This is a genomic window from Klebsiella pneumoniae, from assembly GCF_000742135.1.
In the GTDB taxonomy this organism is placed as follows: domain Bacteria; phylum Pseudomonadota; class Gammaproteobacteria; order Enterobacterales; family Enterobacteriaceae; genus Klebsiella; species Klebsiella pneumoniae.
On the sequence record NZ_KN046818.1, the window covers coordinates 3943176 to 3961159 of the forward strand.

Annotated in this window: 16 protein-coding genes; 11 read left to right on the forward strand and 5 right to left on the reverse strand. The window is 58.8% G+C overall.

From position 1 onward, the window contains the following. The first annotated feature begins 6 nt into the window (after positions 1 to 6). From recO to acpS, 3 genes are read left to right on the forward strand one after another with little or no spacing between them, the layout of a single operon-like run. Positions 7 to 744, forward strand: coding sequence for a DNA repair protein RecO (recO, locus tag DR88_RS06995; RefSeq protein ID WP_002914062.1), 738 nt, complete (start codon positions 7 to 9; stop codon positions 742 to 744). A gap of 11 nt (positions 745 to 755) precedes the next feature. Further along, complete coding sequence (gene pdxJ / locus DR88_RS06990) at positions 756 to 1487, forward strand: pyridoxine 5'-phosphate synthase (protein ID WP_004144352.1); 732 nt, start codon at positions 756 to 758, stop codon at positions 1485 to 1487. Beyond that, positions 1487 to 1867, forward strand: coding sequence for a holo-ACP synthase (acpS, locus tag DR88_RS06985; RefSeq protein ID WP_004144351.1), 381 nt, complete (start codon positions 1487 to 1489; stop codon positions 1865 to 1867). Before pdxJ ends, acpS begins: the two co-directional genes overlap by 1 nt. Before the next feature lie 12 nt (positions 1868 to 1879). Here the strand turns inward: acpS and DR88_RS06980 are convergent, their stop codons facing one another. Beyond that, the gene (locus DR88_RS06980) at positions 1880 to 2140 is read right to left on the reverse strand and encodes a YfhL family 4Fe-4S dicluster ferredoxin (RefSeq protein WP_004888420.1); all 261 of its coding nucleotides are present in this window, start codon (positions 2138 to 2140) and stop codon (positions 1880 to 1882) included. A 56-nt stretch (positions 2141 to 2196) separates the two neighbouring features. Continuing rightward, positions 2197 to 3045, reverse strand: a complete 849-nt coding sequence (locus DR88_RS06975; protein WP_004144349.1) for a MurR/RpiR family transcriptional regulator — start codon at positions 3043 to 3045, stop codon at positions 2197 to 2199. A gap of 213 nt (positions 3046 to 3258) precedes the next feature. On the opposite strand from DR88_RS06975, the gene yfhb reads away from it, so the two are divergent. Further along, complete coding sequence (gene yfhb / locus DR88_RS06970; RefSeq protein ID WP_002914050.1) at positions 3259 to 3894, forward strand: phosphatidylglycerophosphatase C; 636 nt, start codon at positions 3259 to 3261, stop codon at positions 3892 to 3894. A 62-nt stretch (positions 3895 to 3956) separates the two neighbouring features. After that, positions 3957 to 4466 carry a tRNA adenosine(34) deaminase TadA gene (tadA, locus tag DR88_RS06965; protein WP_004180920.1) on the forward strand — a complete coding sequence of 170 codons (510 nt, stop codon included), beginning with the start codon at positions 3957 to 3959 and terminating at the stop codon, positions 4464 to 4466. Here the strand turns inward: tadA and mltF are convergent. Next, positions 4463 to 6079, reverse strand: a complete 1617-nt coding sequence (gene mltF, locus DR88_RS06960) for a membrane-bound lytic murein transglycosylase MltF (RefSeq protein ID WP_025860523.1) — start codon at positions 6077 to 6079, stop codon at positions 4463 to 4465. The genes tadA and mltF overlap by 4 nt on opposite strands. Positions 6080 to 6254: 175 nt before the next feature. On the opposite strand from mltF, the gene purL reads away from it, so the two are divergent. The 5 genes from purL to glnB all read left to right on the forward strand — a co-directional run bounded on the left by purL (position 6255) and on the right by glnB (position 14598). Next, positions 6255 to 10142, forward strand: a complete 3888-nt coding sequence (gene purL / locus DR88_RS06955; RefSeq protein ID WP_004149360.1) for a phosphoribosylformylglycinamidine synthase — start codon at positions 6255 to 6257, stop codon at positions 10140 to 10142. A 590-nt stretch (positions 10143 to 10732) separates the two neighbouring features. Beyond that, the gene (locus tag DR88_RS06950; protein ID WP_025860528.1) at positions 10733 to 12154 is read left to right on the forward strand and encodes a sensor histidine kinase; all 1422 of its coding nucleotides are present in this window, start codon (positions 10733 to 10735) and stop codon (positions 12152 to 12154) included. 29 nt (positions 12155 to 12183) lie between these two features. Then, positions 12184 to 12870: a two-component system QseEF-associated lipoprotein QseG gene (gene qseG, locus DR88_RS06945; RefSeq protein WP_002914033.1), complete on the forward strand. Its 687-nt coding sequence runs from the start codon at positions 12184 to 12186 to the stop codon at positions 12868 to 12870. After that, a complete protein-coding gene (gene glrR / locus DR88_RS06940; RefSeq protein ID WP_004149357.1) occupies positions 12857 to 14194 on the forward strand; it encodes a two-component system response regulator GlrR in 1338 nt (445 codons plus the stop codon). The genes qseG and glrR overlap by 14 nt, the downstream gene beginning before the upstream one ends. 65 nt (positions 14195 to 14259) lie before the next feature. Further along, positions 14260 to 14598, forward strand: a complete 339-nt coding sequence (glnB, locus tag DR88_RS06935) for a nitrogen regulatory protein P-II (protein WP_002914032.1) — start codon at positions 14260 to 14262, stop codon at positions 14596 to 14598. A gap of 74 nt (positions 14599 to 14672) precedes the next feature. On the opposite strand, the gene hmpA is transcribed toward glnB, so the two are convergent. Further along, on the reverse strand, positions 14673 to 15863 hold the full coding sequence (hmpA, locus tag DR88_RS06930; protein ID WP_002914028.1) for an NO-inducible flavohemoprotein: 1191 nt from the start codon (positions 15861 to 15863) through the stop codon (positions 14673 to 14675). A 325-nt stretch (positions 15864 to 16188) separates the two neighbouring features. Between hmpA and glyA the strand changes: the two genes are divergently transcribed. Then, positions 16189 to 17442, forward strand: a complete 1254-nt coding sequence (gene glyA / locus DR88_RS06925; protein ID WP_025860531.1) for a serine hydroxymethyltransferase — start codon at positions 16189 to 16191, stop codon at positions 17440 to 17442. Positions 17443 to 17497: 55 nt separating this feature from the next. Here the strand turns inward: glyA and DR88_RS06920 are convergent, their stop codons facing one another. Continuing rightward, positions 17498 to 17920, reverse strand: coding sequence for a DoxX family protein (locus tag DR88_RS06920; protein ID WP_025860533.1), 423 nt, complete (start codon positions 17918 to 17920; stop codon positions 17498 to 17500). Positions 17921 to 17984 lie beyond the last annotated feature (64 nt).

A 17984-nucleotide genomic window follows, 5' to 3' on the forward strand; every position in this document is an offset into this window, starting at 1 on the left:
CGCAACGTGGATGGATGGCAGCGCGCCTTTGTCCTGCATAGCCGTCCGTGGAGCGAAACCAGCCTGATGCTGGACGTCTTCACGGAAGAATCCGGTCGCGTGCGCCTGGTTGCCAAGGGCGCACGCTCCAAACGCTCTAATCTCAAAGGCGCTTTACAGCCCTTTACCCCCTTGTTGGTTCGCTTCGGCGGGCGCGGCGAAGTCAAAACCCTGCGCAGCGCGGAAGCCGTTTCGCTGGCGCTGCCGCTCAGCGGCATCACCCTCTACAGCGGTCTCTACGTTAACGAGCTTATCTCCCGCGTGCTGGAGCACGAAACACGCTTCTCCGAACTCTTTTTCGACTACCTGCACTGCATTCAGGCGCTCGCCGGGGCCAGCGGCTCGCCGGAGCCCGCGCTGCGGCGTTTTGAGCTGGCGCTGCTCGGGCACCTGGGGTATGGCGTGGATTTTCTCCACTGCGCCGGGAGCGGCGAGCCGGTAGACGACACCATGACCTACCGCTATCGTGAAGAAAAAGGCTTTATTGCCAGCCTGGTGATTGATAACAACACGTTTACCGGGCACCATTTGAAAGCATTGGCGAGTCGCGAGTTTCCTGATGTTGATACGCTGCGCGCCGCGAAGCGCTTTACCCGTATCGCCCTGAAGCCCTATCTCGGCGGCAAACCGCTCAAGAGCCGGGAGTTGTTTCGCCAGTTTATGCCCGCGCGAAAGGCGCGAGCCGATAATACGAATAATGATTAACGAGGATTGTCATGGCTGAATTATTGTTAGGGGTCAATATTGACCATATCGCGACCTTGCGTAACGCTCGCGGCACCGCTTACCCGGATCCGGTTCAGGCGGCTTTCATTGCCGAACAGGCCGGCGCCGACGGCATTACCGTGCATCTGCGCGAAGACCGTCGCCATATTACCGATCGCGATGTGCGTATCCTGCGCCAGACGCTGCACACCCGCATGAATCTTGAAATGGCGGTCACCGAAGAGATGCTGACGATCGCCTGCGAAACCAAACCGCACTTCTGCTGCCTGGTGCCGGAGAAGCGTCAGGAAGTGACCACCGAAGGCGGGCTGGACGTCGCCGGCCAGCGCGACAAGATGCGCGATGCCTGTCAACGCCTGGCGGATGCCGGCATCCTGGTCTCCCTGTTTATCGATGCGGATCAAGCGCAGATCAAAGCGGCGGCAGACGTTGGCGCGCCCTATATCGAAATCCACACCGGCTGCTATGCCGATGCCAAAACCGACGCCGAGCAGGCCAGGGAGCTGGAACGTATTGCCAAAGCGGCCACCTACGCCGCCAGCCTCGGCCTGAAGGTGAATGCCGGCCACGGTCTGACCTACCACAACGTGAAAGCGATTGCTGCGCTGCCGGAAATGCATGAGCTGAATATCGGTCACGCGATTATTGGCCGTGCGGTGATGAGCGGCCTGAAAGAGGCGGTGGCGGAAATGAAGCGTCTGATGCTGGAAGCGCGCGGCTAATGGCCATTCTCGGGTTGGGTACCGACATCGTCGAGATCGCCCGCATCGAAGCAGTGATCGCCCGCAGCGGCGATCGCCTTGCCCGCCGGGTGCTGAGCGACCATGAATGGAGCATCTGGGAGCAGCACCAGCAGCCGGTGCGTTTCCTGGCGAAACGCTTTGCGGTCAAGGAAGCGGCGGCGAAAGCGCTGGGAACCGGGATCCGTAACGGGCTGGCGTTTAACCAGTTCGAGGTTTACAACGACGAGCTGGGCAAGCCGAAGCTGCGGCTATGGGGTGAAGCAAACCTTTTAGCTGAACGCATGGGAGTAAGCGCTATTCACGTTACTCTCGCTGATGAACGCCACTACGCCTGCGCCACGGTGATTGTCGAAAGCTAGCCAGGAGGGCGGTTAAATTTTATCCGCGTGGTGCATCAGCACGAATTTATCCCACAGCTGTTCTTCACTCTCGACGTGTGCCGGATCTTTCAGGATCGTATTCGGGATCGGGCACACTTTCTGGCAGGTTGGCGTGTCGTAATGACCCACGCACTCGGTGCAGCGGTCGCTGTTAATCTCATAAATGCTCTCACCCATCGAAATGGCCTCATTCGGGCACTCCGGCTCGCACATATCGCAGTTGATGCATTTTTTGGTAATTAACAGCGCCATCAGGAAAGTCTCAGAAACAACACAAACAGGGCGGGCATTATACGCCCATTTTCTGCTCAGACCAGCTTTTTCACCAGCGCTTCGCTATGGCGAATGCGCTCCGGCGCCCGCTCCAGATCCTGCTGCACCAGCCCCATAAACAGCAGATCGGTGAGCATCATTTGCGCGCTGGTGGAGGAGATGGCCGCGCTGCGCGTCGCCTGCTCTTCAGCGATAGTATACAGGCAGTGGGTCGCCTGCTGTTGCAGGGCGTTCGGGCTAAACCCGGTGATCGCCAGGATCTTACAGCCGACGCGCAGCGCTTCACCGGCCGCCATATTGATCTCCCGGCGCTCGCCGGAGTAAGAGATCGCCAGCAGAAGATCGTCGCTGGACATGGCCTGCACCGTTGCCAGCAGGGCATGCATATCCTGCTCAGAAACAGCGTTGATGCCGATCTTCATCAGCTTCCAGCTAAAGTTACGCGCCACCAGGCCGGAGGCGCCAATCCCGGTGACGATCACTCGCCGGGCGTTGCGCAGCAGCGTGACGGCTTCCCGTAGCGTCTCTTCAGTGTTGACGTCCAGCGAGGCATGCATGGCGGCGACATTGTCTTTAATGAGTTTCTCGCCGACCAGACGCAGCGGATCGTCACCGCGAATGTGGTTATGCACCGGGACGGAGTGCGGATCCGGGCTACTCGCCAGCGCTTCACTAAGGGCCAGCTTCAGCGCCGGAAAGCCTTTGAATCCCAGCTTCTGGGCAAACTTAACCACGCTGGACTGACTCACACCGGCTTCCGCCGCCAGCTGCTGCGAGCTGAGGTGCCGGGTCTCATCGGGCTGGCTTAGAATATAATCGGCCAACTTTTTGTCGCTCGCCGCCAGGGTGGGATAGCGCTGACGAATACGCGTTAAACAGTTCATTGGAGCTCCGCTGGAGCCGTCCGGCTCGTGACTGACAGAATTTTTATTCGATTATAAGGGGTATACCATGAATTAAAAATTCTTAAGCCACAATTTTTCCTTCGCCTGCTACTTTAATTCTTTCTTAACGGCAGGGGATGTTTTCCCTCGACATGGCGTCAGGCTGTTAAGCTTACCCTAACGAGAAGCGAGTTCTGAGATAAAGGAGGCAGTTTGCAGCACACTGAACGGAGAGTGGTGTTTTTCGATCTGGACGGAACCTTACACCAACAGGATATGTTCGGCAGTTTTCTGCGCTATCTGCTGCGCCATTTGCCGCTGAACCTGTTGCTGGTGGTGCCGATGGGGCCGGTGATCCTTGCCGGACTGGCAGTGAGCGGACGGGCGGCGCGCTGGCCGATGAGCCTCCTGCTGTGGGCGACAACCTTTGGCCGCCGCGAGGCGGTGCTGAAGCGGCTGGAAGCGGAGTTTGTCGGCTGGTTTCGCCATCATGTGACGGCGTTTCCGGTAGTTCATGCGCGGCTTACCGCCTACCTGACCAGCACCGATGCCGACGTCTGGTTGATCACCGGCTCGCCGCAGTCGCTGGTGGAGCAGGTCTATCGCGATACCCTCTGGTTGCCGCGGGTGAATCTGATAGCCAGCCGCACCGCGCGCCGCTGGGGCGGCTGGGTATTGACCCTGCGCTGCCTGGGGCATGAAAAGGTGGTACAGCTGGAGAAAAAGATTGGCGCCCCGCTGCGGCTGTATAGCGGCTATAGCGATAGTGAGCAGGATAATCCATTGCTCGGCTTTTGCCAGCATCGCTGGCGGGTAACCCCTCAGGGAGAGCTTCAGCAGCTGGAGTAATAGTGTGTAATTGATAGCGCCCATGTATAATGCGCCCCGCTTTTTCTGCTGGAGTGGCCGCTGTGTCTGACCTCGAACTCAATGATGAATACTGGATGCGTCATGCCCTGACGCTGGCGAAACGCGCCTGGGAAGAGGGCGAGGTGCCGGTGGGCGCGGTGCTGGTGCATAACAATCAGGTCATTGGCGAGGGCTGGAACCGGCCGATAGGCCGTCACGACCCCACCGCCCATGCGGAGATTATGGCCTTACGCCAGGGCGGACTGGTGCTGCAAAACTACCGCCTGATCGACGCCACGCTGTACGTGACCCTCGAGCCCTGCGTCATGTGCGCGGGCGCGATGGTGCACAGCCGTATCGCCCGCCTGGTGTTTGGCGCCAGGGATGCCAAGACCGGCGCCGCCGGCTCGCTGATGGATGTTCTGCACCACCCGGGAATGAACCATCGGGTTGAGATTAGCGAAGGCGTGCTGGCAGAGTCCTGCTCTGCCATGCTGAGCGACTTCTTCCGCTGGCGGCGGGAAGAGAAAAAAGCGCTGAAGAAAGCCCGGGAGCAGACTGGGGAAAGTTAATACAGGTGGCCGGGGAGTTTCATCCGGGCATTATCCATCTGCTTATCGGCGCGAAACTTGAAAAAGGGCAGGGTGGTCTCCTGCGGCTGTTCGAGCTCATTGGGGAGCACGGCCGGGTAATCCTCCGCCAGGGCCAGCGTTTGCTGCTGCTGGCGCTCCTTCTCTGACAAATAGCCGACAAGGCTTATCTGATATTTGCGGATGTTTTCCACATAGGCGTAGGCCTCATGGCCGCGGGCATAGCCGTATTTTAGTTTGCTGTAATAGGGTTTCTGGCTCAGCAACGGTAAACGCAGCTTAACGTCCGCCCAGCTGTTAGGATTGCCTTTCTGTTTGCGGGTGAGCGCCATGGCGTCCAGCATATGGGCATAGCCCATATTATAAGCGGCCAGCGCAAACCAGATGCGTTCATCTTTCGGGATCGAATCCGGCACTTTATCCATCATATCCTGCAGGTAGCGCATGCCGCCGTCGATACTCTGCGCCGCATCGGTGCGGTCGGTTAGACCCAGGCTTTGCGCCGTATTGCGTGTGAGCATCATCATACCGCGCACGCCGGTGGGGGAGGTGGCCTGCGGATCCCAGTGGGATTCCTGCCAGGCGATGGCGGCCAGCAGGCGCCAGTCAATCTCGCGGGCGTATTTTTCAAACAGCGGCTGCACCTCCGGAAGAATATTTTCCACCGCGCGCAGGAAGGTGCGGGTATCGACATAATCGAAATCGTTGCCGTGGCCGAGGTATTTCTCCTCGAGGCGCGCCAGGGTGCCGTCTTCATTGATGTTGTTGAAGAAATCAAGCATTGCCGCCGACAGCGAATTATCGTCGTCCCGGGCGCTAAACCAGGTGACCGGCTGTTCGTCGGTGATATCGAGGGCCACCGCCAGCTCCGGATGGACGCGCTGAAACAGGCTGACGGCCACCGAGTCAGCGATGGTGTAATCAAGTTTACCGTCAATCACCGCCTGCATCAGCGCCGTGGTACCGCGTTTTTCGTCCACGCGCCAGGCAAGATCCGGGTATTTCTCGGCTTTTAAGGTCTGCAGGTCGTTGATCGCCACGTGGCCCGGAGCGATAGTGAGCTGCTCGGCGGTCAGCGCCGCGAGGGTGCGCGGCCGGGTATTGCCGACGCGGTAGACCAGCTGTTGCGAAACAGAATAGTAGGTGGGGCCGGCCTGATAGTTTTTCACTCGCTCCTGGTTATAGACCAGTCCGGCGGCCAGCATATCGGCCTGACCGTCGTCGAGGTCGTCAAACAGCTGGCTGATGTTTTGCCGGACGGTTATCTTAAGCGTTACGCCAAGGTAGTCGGCAAACTGCTTCGCCAGTTCATAATCCAGACCGAACGCTTTATTGTTCATGGTGGCGAAGGTCATTAGCGAGTTGATAGTGCTGATGCGCAGCTCGCCGCGAGCGATAATGCCCGCCACCCGGTTCTCGGGTTTACCAGACCAGGGGATCGACGGCCACAGGGCCGCCGCCAGCAAAAGGGTGACAATGCCGATCAGCAGATAATTAATCTTTAATTTTTTCAGAGAGTTAATCTTCTGCAGCTTCAGGTTCCTCAGCAGGCGATGTCCGGAAAAAACGCAAGGTTGTCGTCGAATGTGCGGCATTCTGCTTAATAATGCGCCAGTTGGCAACTTATTCGCGATGGTCGTCACATTTATTGATAAACAGCATCAATGATTTTATTTCTACGCAAACGGTTTCGTCGGGGCGCAGGATTCACTATAATGACGCCCGTTTCCCCCCCTGGCTCACCCTGAAAGCTTCGAAGACGAGAGACTTATGATGGAAATTTTGCGTGGTTCACCTGCACTGTCGGCATTCCGTATTAATAAACTGCTGGCACGATTTCAGGCGGCCAACCTTCCGGTAAGCGCCATATATGCCGAATATATTCATTTTGCCGATCTGAATGCCCCGCTGAGCGCTGACGATCGCGAGCGCCTGGCGCGACTGCTTCAGTATGGCCCGAGCTTAAGCAGCCATACCCCGACCGGTAAATTACTGCTCGTGACCCCTCGCCCTGGCACCATCTCTCCCTGGTCTTCTAAAGCTACCGATATCGCTCACAACTGCGGTCTGGCGCAGGTTGTGCGTCTTGAGCGCGGCGTGGCGTATTACGTTGAAGCCTCAACCCTGACCGAAGCGCAGTGGGCCGCGGTGGCGGCGGAGCTGCACGACCGCATGATGGAGAGCGTCTTCGACGAGCTGGAAGCGGGCGAGAAGCTGTTTGCTCACCATCAGCCGACGCCGGTCACCAGCGTCGACCTGCTGGGCGAAGGGCGTCAGGCGCTGATTGACGCCAACCTCCGTCTGGGTCTGGCGCTGGCCGACGACGAAATTGACTACCTGCAGGATGCGTTTACCCGCCTGGGACGCAACCCGAACGATATCGAGCTGTATATGTTCGCCCAGGCGAACTCAGAGCACTGTCGCCACAAGATTTTCAACGCCGACTGGATCATCGACGGCGAACAGCAGCCGAAGTCGCTGTTCAAAATGATCAAAAACACCTTTGAAAAAACGCCGGACTACGTGCTGTCGGCCTATAAAGATAATGCCGCGGTGATGGAAGGGTCTGAAGTCGGGCGCTATTTCGCCGACCATCAGACCGGGCGCTACGACTTCCATCAGGAGCCGGCGCACATTCTGATGAAGGTGGAAACCCATAACCACCCGACGGCCATCTCTCCATGGCCGGGCGCGGCAACTGGCTCCGGCGGCGAAATCCGCGATGAAGGCGCCACCGGCCGCGGCGCGAAGCCGAAAGCGGGCCTGGTGGGCTTCTCGGTTTCCAACCTGCGTATCCCGGGCTTCGAACAGCCGTGGGAAGAAGATTTCGGTAAACCGGATCGCATTGTCACCGCCCTGGACATCATGACCGAAGGCCCGCAGGGCGGCGCGGCGTTTAACAACGAATTTGGTCGTCCGGCGCTGAACGGCTACTTCCGCACCTATGAAGAGAAAGTCACCAGCCACAATGGCGAAGAGCTGCGTGGCTACCACAAACCGATCATGCTGGCCGGCGGTATCGGCAACATCCGCGGTGAGCACGTGCAGAAGGGCGAGATTACCGTCGGCGCGAAGCTGATCGTGCTGGGCGGCCCGGCGATGAACATCGGCCTCGGCGGCGGCGCAGCGTCTTCTATGGCCTCCGGCCAGTCCGATGCCGATCTCGATTTCGCCTCCGTACAGCGTGACAACCCGGAAATGGAGCGCCGCTGTCAGGAAGTGATCGACCGCTGCTGGCAGTTGGGCGACGCCAACCCGATCCTCTTTATCCACGACGTTGGCGCCGGCGGTCTCTCCAACGCTATGCCGGAGCTGGTGAGCGACGGCGGCCGCGGCGGTAAATTCCAGCTGCGCGATATTCTCAGCGATGAGCCAGGGATGAGTCCGCTGGAGATCTGGTGTAACGAATCGCAGGAACGTTATGTTCTGGCGGTCGCCCCGGAGCAGCTGCCGCTGTTCGACGAACTGTGCCGCCGCGAGCGCGCGCCTTATGCCGTTATCGGCGAAGCTACCGCTGAGCAGCATCTGAGCCTGAGCGACAGCCACTTTAACGATCAGCCGATCGACTTGCCGCTGGACGTCCTGCTCGGCAAAACGCCGAAAATGACCCGCGACGTGCAGACTCTGAAAGCTCAGGGTAGCGCGCTGGATCGCCAACCGATTACCCTTGCCGATGCGGTTAACCGCGTTCTGCATCTGCCGACGGTGGCCGAGAAAACCTTCCTCGTGACCATCGGCGACCGCACCGTGACCGGTATGGTCGCCCGCGACCAGATGGTCGGCCCGTGGCAGATCCCGGTGGCCAACTGCGCGGTGACCACCGCCAGCCTCGACAGCTACTACGGCGAAGCGATGGCGATGGGCGAGCGCGCTCCGGTCGCCCTGCTGGACTTCGCGGCCTCTGGCCGTCTGGCGGTCGGCGAAGCGCTGACCAACATCGCCGCCACGCAGATTGGCGAGCTGAACCGCGTGAAGCTGTCGGCTAACTGGATGGCCGCCGCCGGCCACCCGGGTGAAGACGCTGGCCTGTATGAGGCGGTGAAAGCGGTGGGCGAAGAGCTGTGCCCGGCGCTGGGCCTGACCATTCCGGTCGGTAAAGACTCGATGTCGATGAAAACCCGCTGGCAGGAAGGCAGCGAGCAGCGCGAGATGACCTCTCCGCTGTCGCTGGTCATCTCTGCCTTCGCCCGTGTCGAAGATGTCCGTCATACCGTCACGCCGCAGCTTTCGACGGAAGATAACGCCCTGCTGCTGATCGACCTCGGTAAAGGGCACAACGCGCTGGGCGCGACGGCGCTGGCGCAGGTCTATCGCCAGCTCGGCGACAAGCCGGCTGACGTGCGCGATGTCGCGCAACTGAAAGGCTTCTGGAATGCGATGCAGGCCCTGGTGGCGCAGCGTAAACTGCTGGCCTACCACGACCGCTCCGACGGCGGTCTGCTTGTCACCCTGGCGGAAATGGCCTTTACCGGCCACTGCGGCGTGGAAGCGGATATCGCCGCGCTGGGCGACGACCATCTGGCCGCGCTGTTCAACGAAGAGCTGGGGGCGGTGATTCAGGTCCGCGCCGCAGACCGTGAGGCGGTGGAAGCCATTCTGGCGGTTAACGGCCTGGCGGACTGCGTGCATTACCTCGGTAAAGCGGTTGAGGGCGATCGCTTCGTGCTGACCGCCGGCGGTCAGACGGTGTTCAGCGAAAGCCGCACCACGCTGCGCATGTGGTGGGCGGAAACCACCTGGCAGATGCAGCGTCTGCGCGACAACCCGGCCTGCGCCGATCAGGAGCATGAGGCGAAAGCCAATGATGCCGACCCGGGCCTCAATGTGAAGCTCTCGTTTGATATTAACGACGACGTCGCCGCCCCGTACATTGCCACCGGCGCGCGGCCGAAAGTGGCCGTCCTGCGCGAGCAGGGGGTGAACTCCCACGTTGAAATGGCGGCCGCCTTCCATCGTGCCGGCTTTGACGCCATCGACGTGCATATGAGCGACCTGCTGGCCGGCCGGACCGGTCTGGGCGATTTCCATGCCCTGGTAGCCTGCGGCGGCTTCTCCTACGGCGACGTGCTGGGCGCGGGCGAGGGCTGGGCGAAGTCGATTCTGTTCAACGAGCGCGTGCGCGATGAGTTCGCGACCTTCTTCCATCGTCCGCAGACGCTGGCGCTCGGCGTGTGCAACGGCTGTCAGATGATGTCCAACCTGCGCGAGCTGATCCCGGGCAGCGACCTGTGGCCGCGCTTTGTGCGCAACCAGTCTGACCGCTTTGAAGCGCGCTTTAGCCTGGTGGAAGTGACGCAAAGCCCATCCCTGCTGCTGGAAGGCATGGTTGGCTCACGGATGCCGATTGCGGTCTCCCACGGCGAAGGTCAGGTGGAAGTGCGCGACAGCGCGCATCTGGCTCAGCTTGAGAGCAAAGGTCTGGTGGCGCTGCGCTTCGTGGATAACTTCGGCAAAGTGACCGAAACCTATCCGGCGAACCCGAACGGTTCCCCGAACGGTATCACCGCGGTGACCAGCGAAAGCGGGCGCGCGACCATCATGATGCCTCACCCGGAACGCGTCTTCCGCACCGTAAGCAACTCTTGGCACCCGGAGAACTGGGGCGAGGATAGCCCGTGGATGCGTATCTTCCGTAACGCGCGTAAACAGCTGGGTTAATCTTCCCGCCGCGCTTCACGCGAACGTATCAGCCCCCTGCCTGACAGGGGGCTTTTTTTTATCTGTGATGGTCGGCACGCCAGGGTGTCGGGAATTGCCGACAACTGCGACATTGCAGTGTCGTCAATAGGCGACACTTAAGTTATTGATTTAAATGATGAGTAATCGGTAGCCTATTTGGTGTCGCTAAATAGCGACAACGCGGGTGAAAAATAAACAGAGGTAGTTCGACTGTTCTTGCGGTTAATGTCATATATATCAGTATGTTAATAAAATGTTTTGAGAGCTGGCATAGTTCATGCATAATATTAACCAGTGGCTCATTCACCTTCTTATGTCAGCCCCTTCGGGACGCGCTACATAAACTTCGAATGACGCACAAACAGGTGCCTGCCGTCCAACTCCTGATAACAGCCTGGCTTTATCAGACATCGGGCGAAACGTCGAGTAAGGCACCGCCTCATTCCTGAACAAAGCCAGGCCTTGCGCCTGGCTTTGTTGTTTCTGCGGCGCAGTAACCAGCGGTAGCGCTTTTCTCCGGCGCGCTCCTCAGTTAGCATCGACCAGAGCTAATGATTGAGACAACATCCTTGAAGCGACTCTCTCTTTTCCCCCGTTCGCTGCGTCAGCTGGTGACGCTCTCCTTTGTGCTGATCCTGCTGCCATTGCTGGTGCTGGCCTGGCAGGCCTGGCAGAGCCTGAACGCCCTCAGCGCCCAGGCGGCGCATATTAACCGTACCACCCTGGTCGACGCCCGACGCAGCGAGGCGATGATCAATGCCGCACTGGAGATGGAGCGCAGCTATCGCCAGTACTGCGTGCTGGACGATCCGACGCTGGCGCGCGTCTATCAAAACCAGCGGCAGCGCTACAGCCAGATGCTGGACGCCCACGCCGGCGTGCTGCCGGACGAGAAGCTCTGGCAGGCGCTGCGTCAGGATGTCAGCGATCTGGCGCAGCTGCAGTGTAAAAATAGCGGACCCGATGCCCAGGCAGCCGCCAGACTGGAAGTTTTCGCCAGTAATAACAGCGATATGGTGCAGGCGACCCGGGCGGTCGTCTATTCTCGTGGCCAACAGCTGCAGCAGGAGATAGCCGAACGCGGCCAGTTTTTCGGCTGGCAGGCGCTGGTGCTGTTTCTGCTGAGCCTGGCGCTGGTGCTACTCTTCACCCGCATGATTATCGGCCCGGTGAAAGGCATCGAAAGAATGATCAATCAGCTGGGGGCAGGAAAGTCGCTGGACGACGCCGCATTGTTTACCGGCCCGCGCGAGCTGCGATCGGTGGGCAAGCGCATCATCTGGCTCAGCGAGCGCCTGGCGTGGCTGGAGTCGCAGCGGCATCAATTTCTTCGCCATCTGTCGCATGAGCTGAAAACCCCGTTGGCCAGTATGCGTGAAGGTACCGAGCTGTTGGCCGACCGGGTCGCGGGGCCCCTGACCCCTGAGCAGCAGGAGATTGTCGAGATCCTCGACAGCAGTAGCCGTAACCTGCAAAAGCTGATTGAACAGCTGCTGGACTATAACCGAAAACAGGCCGACGGCCCGGTGGCTCGCGAAGCGGTGGACCTGGTGGAACTGGTGGAAAACGTCGTGGCGGCGCACAGCCTGCCCGCGCGGGCTAAACTGATGCATACCGAACTGACGCTGCAGGCGCGGCGTTGCCTGGCAGAGCCTGCGCTATTGATAAGCGTAATGGATAATCTCTACTCCAATGCGGTGCACTATGGTTCTGAATCCGGTAACATCCGTATCCATAGCTACCGGCACGGAGATCAGGTGCGTATTGATGTCGCCAACAGCGGCGAACCGATCCCGGCCGCGGAAAAAAACATGATATTCGAGCCTTTTTACCAGGGGAGTCACCAGCGTAAAGGGGCCGTTAAGGGCAGTGGACTGGGGTTGAGTATCGCCCGCGACTGCGTCCGGCAGATGCAAGGGGAGCTCAGCTTAGTTGATGCGCCCGCCGGGCAGGTCTGTTTTCGCATTACGCTTCCCTCAGCGCCGGAATAATCCAACTTATGAATCGATATCGGGGAACTATGTCCCAATTCCTGGCCTGGCGCCGTTCCCTCAGCGGATGGCTGCTTTCAGGCATTGCTTGTCTGACGCTGGCGGGGTGTTCCGCCGGCTTTTCACCGCATACCGCGGAAGGTACCGCCGCCCCCGGGCAGGCGCAGCATCAGGTGGCCGATTTTGTCGCGGTAGACTGCGCGGATATCTGGGCGCACAGTAGCGATGCCAGCGACAAAAATCCCCTCTACTGGCTGCGGGGCATTGACTGTGCCGATCGCCTCGCGCCGGCGCAGGCGCGGGCGGAGGCGAAACGCCATACCGACGACAGCTGGCAGGACGCGTTCCGTCGCGGCATCCTGCTTGCTGATGCTAAAATTACCCCTGAGGAGCGCCGCGACCTGGTGGCGCGTCTCGATACCTTCAGCCCGCAAATCGCCGTTCAGGTCCGCCCGCTGTATCAGCTCTGGCGCGACGGCCAGACCCGTCAGCTGCAGCTGGTGGAAGAGCGTGCCCGTTACGCGAAGCTTCAGCAGTCCAGCGATAGCGAACTGGAGACACTGCGTCAGCAGGAGCTGGCGCTGCGCGAGCAGCTGGAGCTGACCACCCGCAAGCTGGAGAACCTGACGGATATCGAACGCCAGCTCTCCAGCCGCAAGCCGGGCGGCAATTTCGGCAGCGAAAAAGTGCCGGAGGTGATCCATGACGATCCGTAAACCGGCGCGTTTACTGCTGGTGGATGACGATCCGGGACTGTTGAAGCTACTGGGCATGCGCCTGGTCAGCGAAGGCTACAGCGTGGTCACCGCCGAGAGCGGGCCGGAAGCGCTGCGCGTGCTGGGGCGTGAGAAAGTGGATCTGGTGATTAGCGATCTGCGGATGGATGAAATGGACGGCCTGCAGCTGTTTAGCGAGATCCAGAAGGGCCACCCCGGCATGCCGGTGATCATTCTCACCGCTCACGGTTCGATTCCCGACGCCGTGGCGGCTACCCAGCAGGGGGTGTTCAGCTTCCTGACCAAGCCGGTCGATAAAGATGCCTTATATAAAGCCATTGATGAGGCGCTGGAGCAGCGCTCGCCGGCCACCGACGAAGCCTGGCGCCAGGCGATTGTAACCCGCAGCCCGCTGATGCTGCGCCTGCTTGAGCAGGCCGGAATGGTGGCGCAATCGGATGTCAGCGTACTGATTAATGGCCAGAGCGGGACCGGGAAGGAGATCGTCGCCCAGGCGATCCACAACGCCAGCCCGCGTCATGATAAGCCGTTCGTGGCGATCAACTGCGGCGCGCTGCCGGAACAGCTGCTCGAATCCGAACTGTTTGGCCATGCGCGGGGCGCTTTTACCGGCGCGGTCAGTAACCGTGAAGGATTATTCCAGGCCGCTGAGGGTGGTACGCTGTTTCTCGACGAGATCGGTGATATGCCTGTCGCCCTGCAGGTGAAGCTGCTGCGCGTCCTGCAGGAGCGCAAGGTGCGCCCGCTGGGCAGCAACCGCGATATCGAAATCAACGTGCGGATTATCTCCGCCACCCACCGCGACCTGCCGAAGGCGATGGCCCGCGGCGAGTTTCGTGAAGACCTATTCTACCGCCTCAACGTAGTGAACCTGAAAATACCGCCGCTCTCCGAACGCACGGAAGATATTCCGCTGTTGGCCAACCATCTGCTGCGTCAGTCCGCCGATCGCCATAAGCCGTTCGTGCGGGCATTTTCCAGCGATGCAATGAAGCGGCTGATGGCCGCCAAATGGCCGGGCAACGTGCGCCAGCTGGTGAATGTGATCGAGCAGTGCGTGGCCCTGACTTCGTCGCCAGTGATCGGCGACGCGCTGGTTGAGCAAGCGCTGGAGGGCGAGAACACGGCGCTGCCGACCTTCGTGGAGGCGCGCAATCAGTTTGAGCTGAACTACCTGCGCAAGCTGCTGCAAATTACCAAGGGCAACGTCACTCACGCCGCGCGGATGGCGGGGCGCAACCGCACCGAATTCTATAAGCTGCTGTCGCGCCATGAGCTCGACGCCAACGACTTTAAAGAGTAGCTCCGCACTATAGCGCAAGTTATGATACGGTAAGCAACCGGTTACGCGATTAAGACAGGAACCCCATGAAAAAGATTGATGCGATTATTAAACCTTTCAAACTGGATGACGTGCGTGAAGCGCTGGCCGAAGTCGGCATCACCGGGATGACGGTAACGGAAGTGAAAGGCTTTGGCCGCCAGAAAGGGCACACCGAACTGTACCGTGGTGCCGAGTATATGGTCGATTTTCTGCCGAAAGTAAAAATTGAAATTGTGGTGACCGACGATATCGTCGATACCTGTGTGGATACCATCATCCGTACCGCACAGACCGGTAAAATCGGCGACGGTAAAATCTTTGTCTTCGATGTGGCGCGGGTCATTCGTATTCGTACCGGCGAAGAAGACGACGCGGCGATTTAACGCTCGCCGCTCGCTGCAGTATTGCCGGGTGGCGCTGTGCTTACCCGGCCTACAGATCCCCGCATCGTCGGGGCTTACAGCACCTTATGCGGGCCGAAGCATTCGTAATGAATGTTGTCTTTGTTGATCCCTAATTCGACCAGCTGCTTCGCTGCAAACTGCATAAACGCTACCGGGCCGCAGAGATAATACTGCATCTGCGGGTCGCGAATATTGTCCGCCACTGCTGCTAAATCCATCAAACCTTCGCTATCAAAACGTCCAGCCTGACGGTCGGCCTCTGTCGGGGTGCGATACCAGACGTGAGAGGTAAACGCCGGCAGCGCCGCGCCGAGCGCCTTCACTTCATCGGCAAAGGCGTGAACGTCGCCATTTTCCGCCGCATGGAACCAGTTCACCTGACCCTGATGACCGCTCTTCGCCAGCGCATCCAGCATCGCCAGCATCGGCGTTTGCCCGACGCCGCCAGAGAGCAGAGTGACCGGCGTCTGTGGCTTAACGTTAAGGAAGAAATCTCCCGCCGGGGCGGCCAGATAGACCACATCGCCTTCGCTGGCATGGTTATGCAGCCAGCTGGAAACCTGACCGCCTTCCTCGCGTTTAACCGCAATGCGGTAGCCTTTGCCGTCCGCTTTGCGGGTCAGGGAATACTGGCGGATTTCCTGATATTCGAAGCCTTCCGGTTTCAGCCAGATGGCCAGGTACTGGCCAGGCTGGTAATCGGCGACCGGCTGGCCATCAACCGGTTCGAGCTCAAAGCTGGTGATAAGCTGGCTGCGCGGGGTTTTCTTCACGATGCGGAACGCGCGGGTCCCTTCCCAGCCGCCGGTTTTACTGGCGTTTTGCTGATAGATCTCGGCTTCACGGCCGATAAAGACGTTCGCCAGCACGCCGTAGGCTTTACCCCAGGCATCGAGCACTTCCTGGCCCGGACTGAACATTTCATCGAGGGTCGCCAGCAGATGGCTGCCAACAATATTGTACTGCTCCGGTTTGATCTGGAAGCTGGTGTGTTTCTGGGCGATCTTTTCCACCGCCGGCAGCAGGGCAGGCAGGTTATCGATATTGCTGGCGTAGGCGGCAATAGCGTTGAATAACGCTTCACGCTGATCGCCGTTGCGCTGGTTGCTCATGTTGAAGATCTCTTTGAGCTCCGGATTATGCGCGAACATACGATCGTAGAAATGGGCGGTTAATTTCGGGCCGGTCTCTACCAGCAGGGGAATGGTGGCTTTTACCGTGGCGATGGTTTGAGCGTCAAGCATAGCGTGCTTCCTTATGTGTTATCTTAATGATGCATTTTAAATGCATCTTAAAGAAATAACCCTGCGTTGTAAATGGTTCTTTAACACATTCCCCCGATCCAGTTACAACATGAAGAATTTGCATCACAAACCTGAAAAGAAATCCGTTGATACTGAGAGAGGCGTTATTGCTCAAAGCCTTGTGTCATGCGGAGCCAATCGTTTGCGTAAAATCCTTTGTCAAGACCTGTTATCACAGAATGATTCGGTTATACTGTGGGCCGTTGTCCAATCGGACCGCCTTTTTAGGCCGAAATTTTATTGTTAGCTGAGTCAGGAGATGCGGATGTTAAAGCGTGAAATGAACATTGCCGATTATGATGCCGAACTGTGGCAGGCTATGGAGCAGGAAAAAGTACGTCAGGAAGAGCACATCGAACTGATCGCCTCCGAAAACTACACCAGTCCGCGCGTTATGCAGGCGCAGGGCTCTCAGCTGACCAACAAATATGCTGAAGGGTATCCGGGCAAGCGTTACTACGGCGGCTGTGAATACGTCGACGTGGTTGAACAGCTGGCAATCGACCGCGCGAAAGAACTGTTCGGCGCTGACTATGCTAACGTCCAGCCGCACTCCGGCTCCCAGGCTAACTTTGCCGTCTACACCGCGCTGCTGCAGCCGGGCGACACCGTGCTGGGGATGAACCTGGCGCAGGGCGGCCACCTGACTCACGGCTCCCCGGTTAACTTCTCCGGCAAACTGTACAACATCATCCCTTACGGTATCGATGAGTCCGGTAAAATTGACTATGACGATATGGCGAAGCAGGCTCAGGAACACAAACCGAAGATGATCATCGGTGGTTTCTCCGCTTACTCCGGTATCGTTGACTGGGCGAAAATGCGTGAAATCGCTGACAGCATCGGCGCTTACCTGTTCGTCGATATGGCGCACGTGGCAGGCCTGATTGCCGCTGGTGTGTATCCGAACCCGGTTCCGCATGCTCACGTTGTGACCACCACCACCCACAAAACCCTGGCGGGTCCGCGCGGCGGCCTGATTATGGCGAAAGGCGGTAGCGAAGAGCTGTACAAAAAACTGAACTCTGCCGTGTTCCCAAGCGCGCAGGGCGGCCCGCTGATGCACGTTATCGCGGCGAAAGCGGTGGCGCTGAAAGAAGCGATGGAGCCAGAGTTTAAAGTTTACCAGCAGCAGGTTGCGAAAAACGCTAAAGCGATGGTGGAAGTGTTCCTGAACCGCGGCTACAAAGTGGTGTCTGGCGGTACTGAGAACCACCTGTTCCTGCTGGACCTGGTGGATAAAAACCTGACCGGTAAAGAAGCTGACGCTGCCCTGGGCCGCGCCAACATCACCGTCAACAAAAACAGCGTGCCGAACGATCCGAAGAGCCCGTTCGTAACCTCCGGTATCCGTATCGGTTCTCCGGCAGTGACTCGCCGCGGCTTTAAAGAAGCGGAAGTCAAAGAGCTGGCTGGCTGGATGTGTGACGTGCTGGACAATATCAATGACGACGCGGTCATTGAACGCGTGAAAGGTAAAGTGCTGGATATCTGCGCCCGCTTCCCGGTATATGCGTAAGCGTTAGCGTTGACATCAAAAAGGCCGCGTATGCGGCCTTTTTTGCGTCTGGATATTAGCGGCGGTCGAGGGAGATCGCCCCGGGGCCGGTTACCGCCAGCAGCAGGAAAGCGCCGGCGATGCTGACGTTTTTCCAGAAGTTAATCATGTTCGGCAATACCGCATCGCCAGTCATATCCCAGTAGTGATGGCCAATCACCGCCGTGCCCAGGGTGTAGAAAATAAAGATGACCGCCAGCGGGCGGGTGAAAAAGCCGAGCACAATCAGAATCGCGGCAGGCACTTCCATAATGACGGCGATAATCGCCGCCAGGGCCGGCATCGGCGCGCCGGAGGCGGCCATGTACTGCACCGTACCGTCAAAGCCCAGCAGTTTGGGGTAGCCAAAAAGAATAAACAGAATCACCACGGCGATGCGGGCGATAAGCAGCAACAGAGAGCGGGAAGCGCCAAAATCAAAATAGCGGAGTGTGTTCATAATCAGCTCGTTATGAGAGACGTGTGATTTAAACGTAATACACAAATTTGCGCTCCGCCACGTT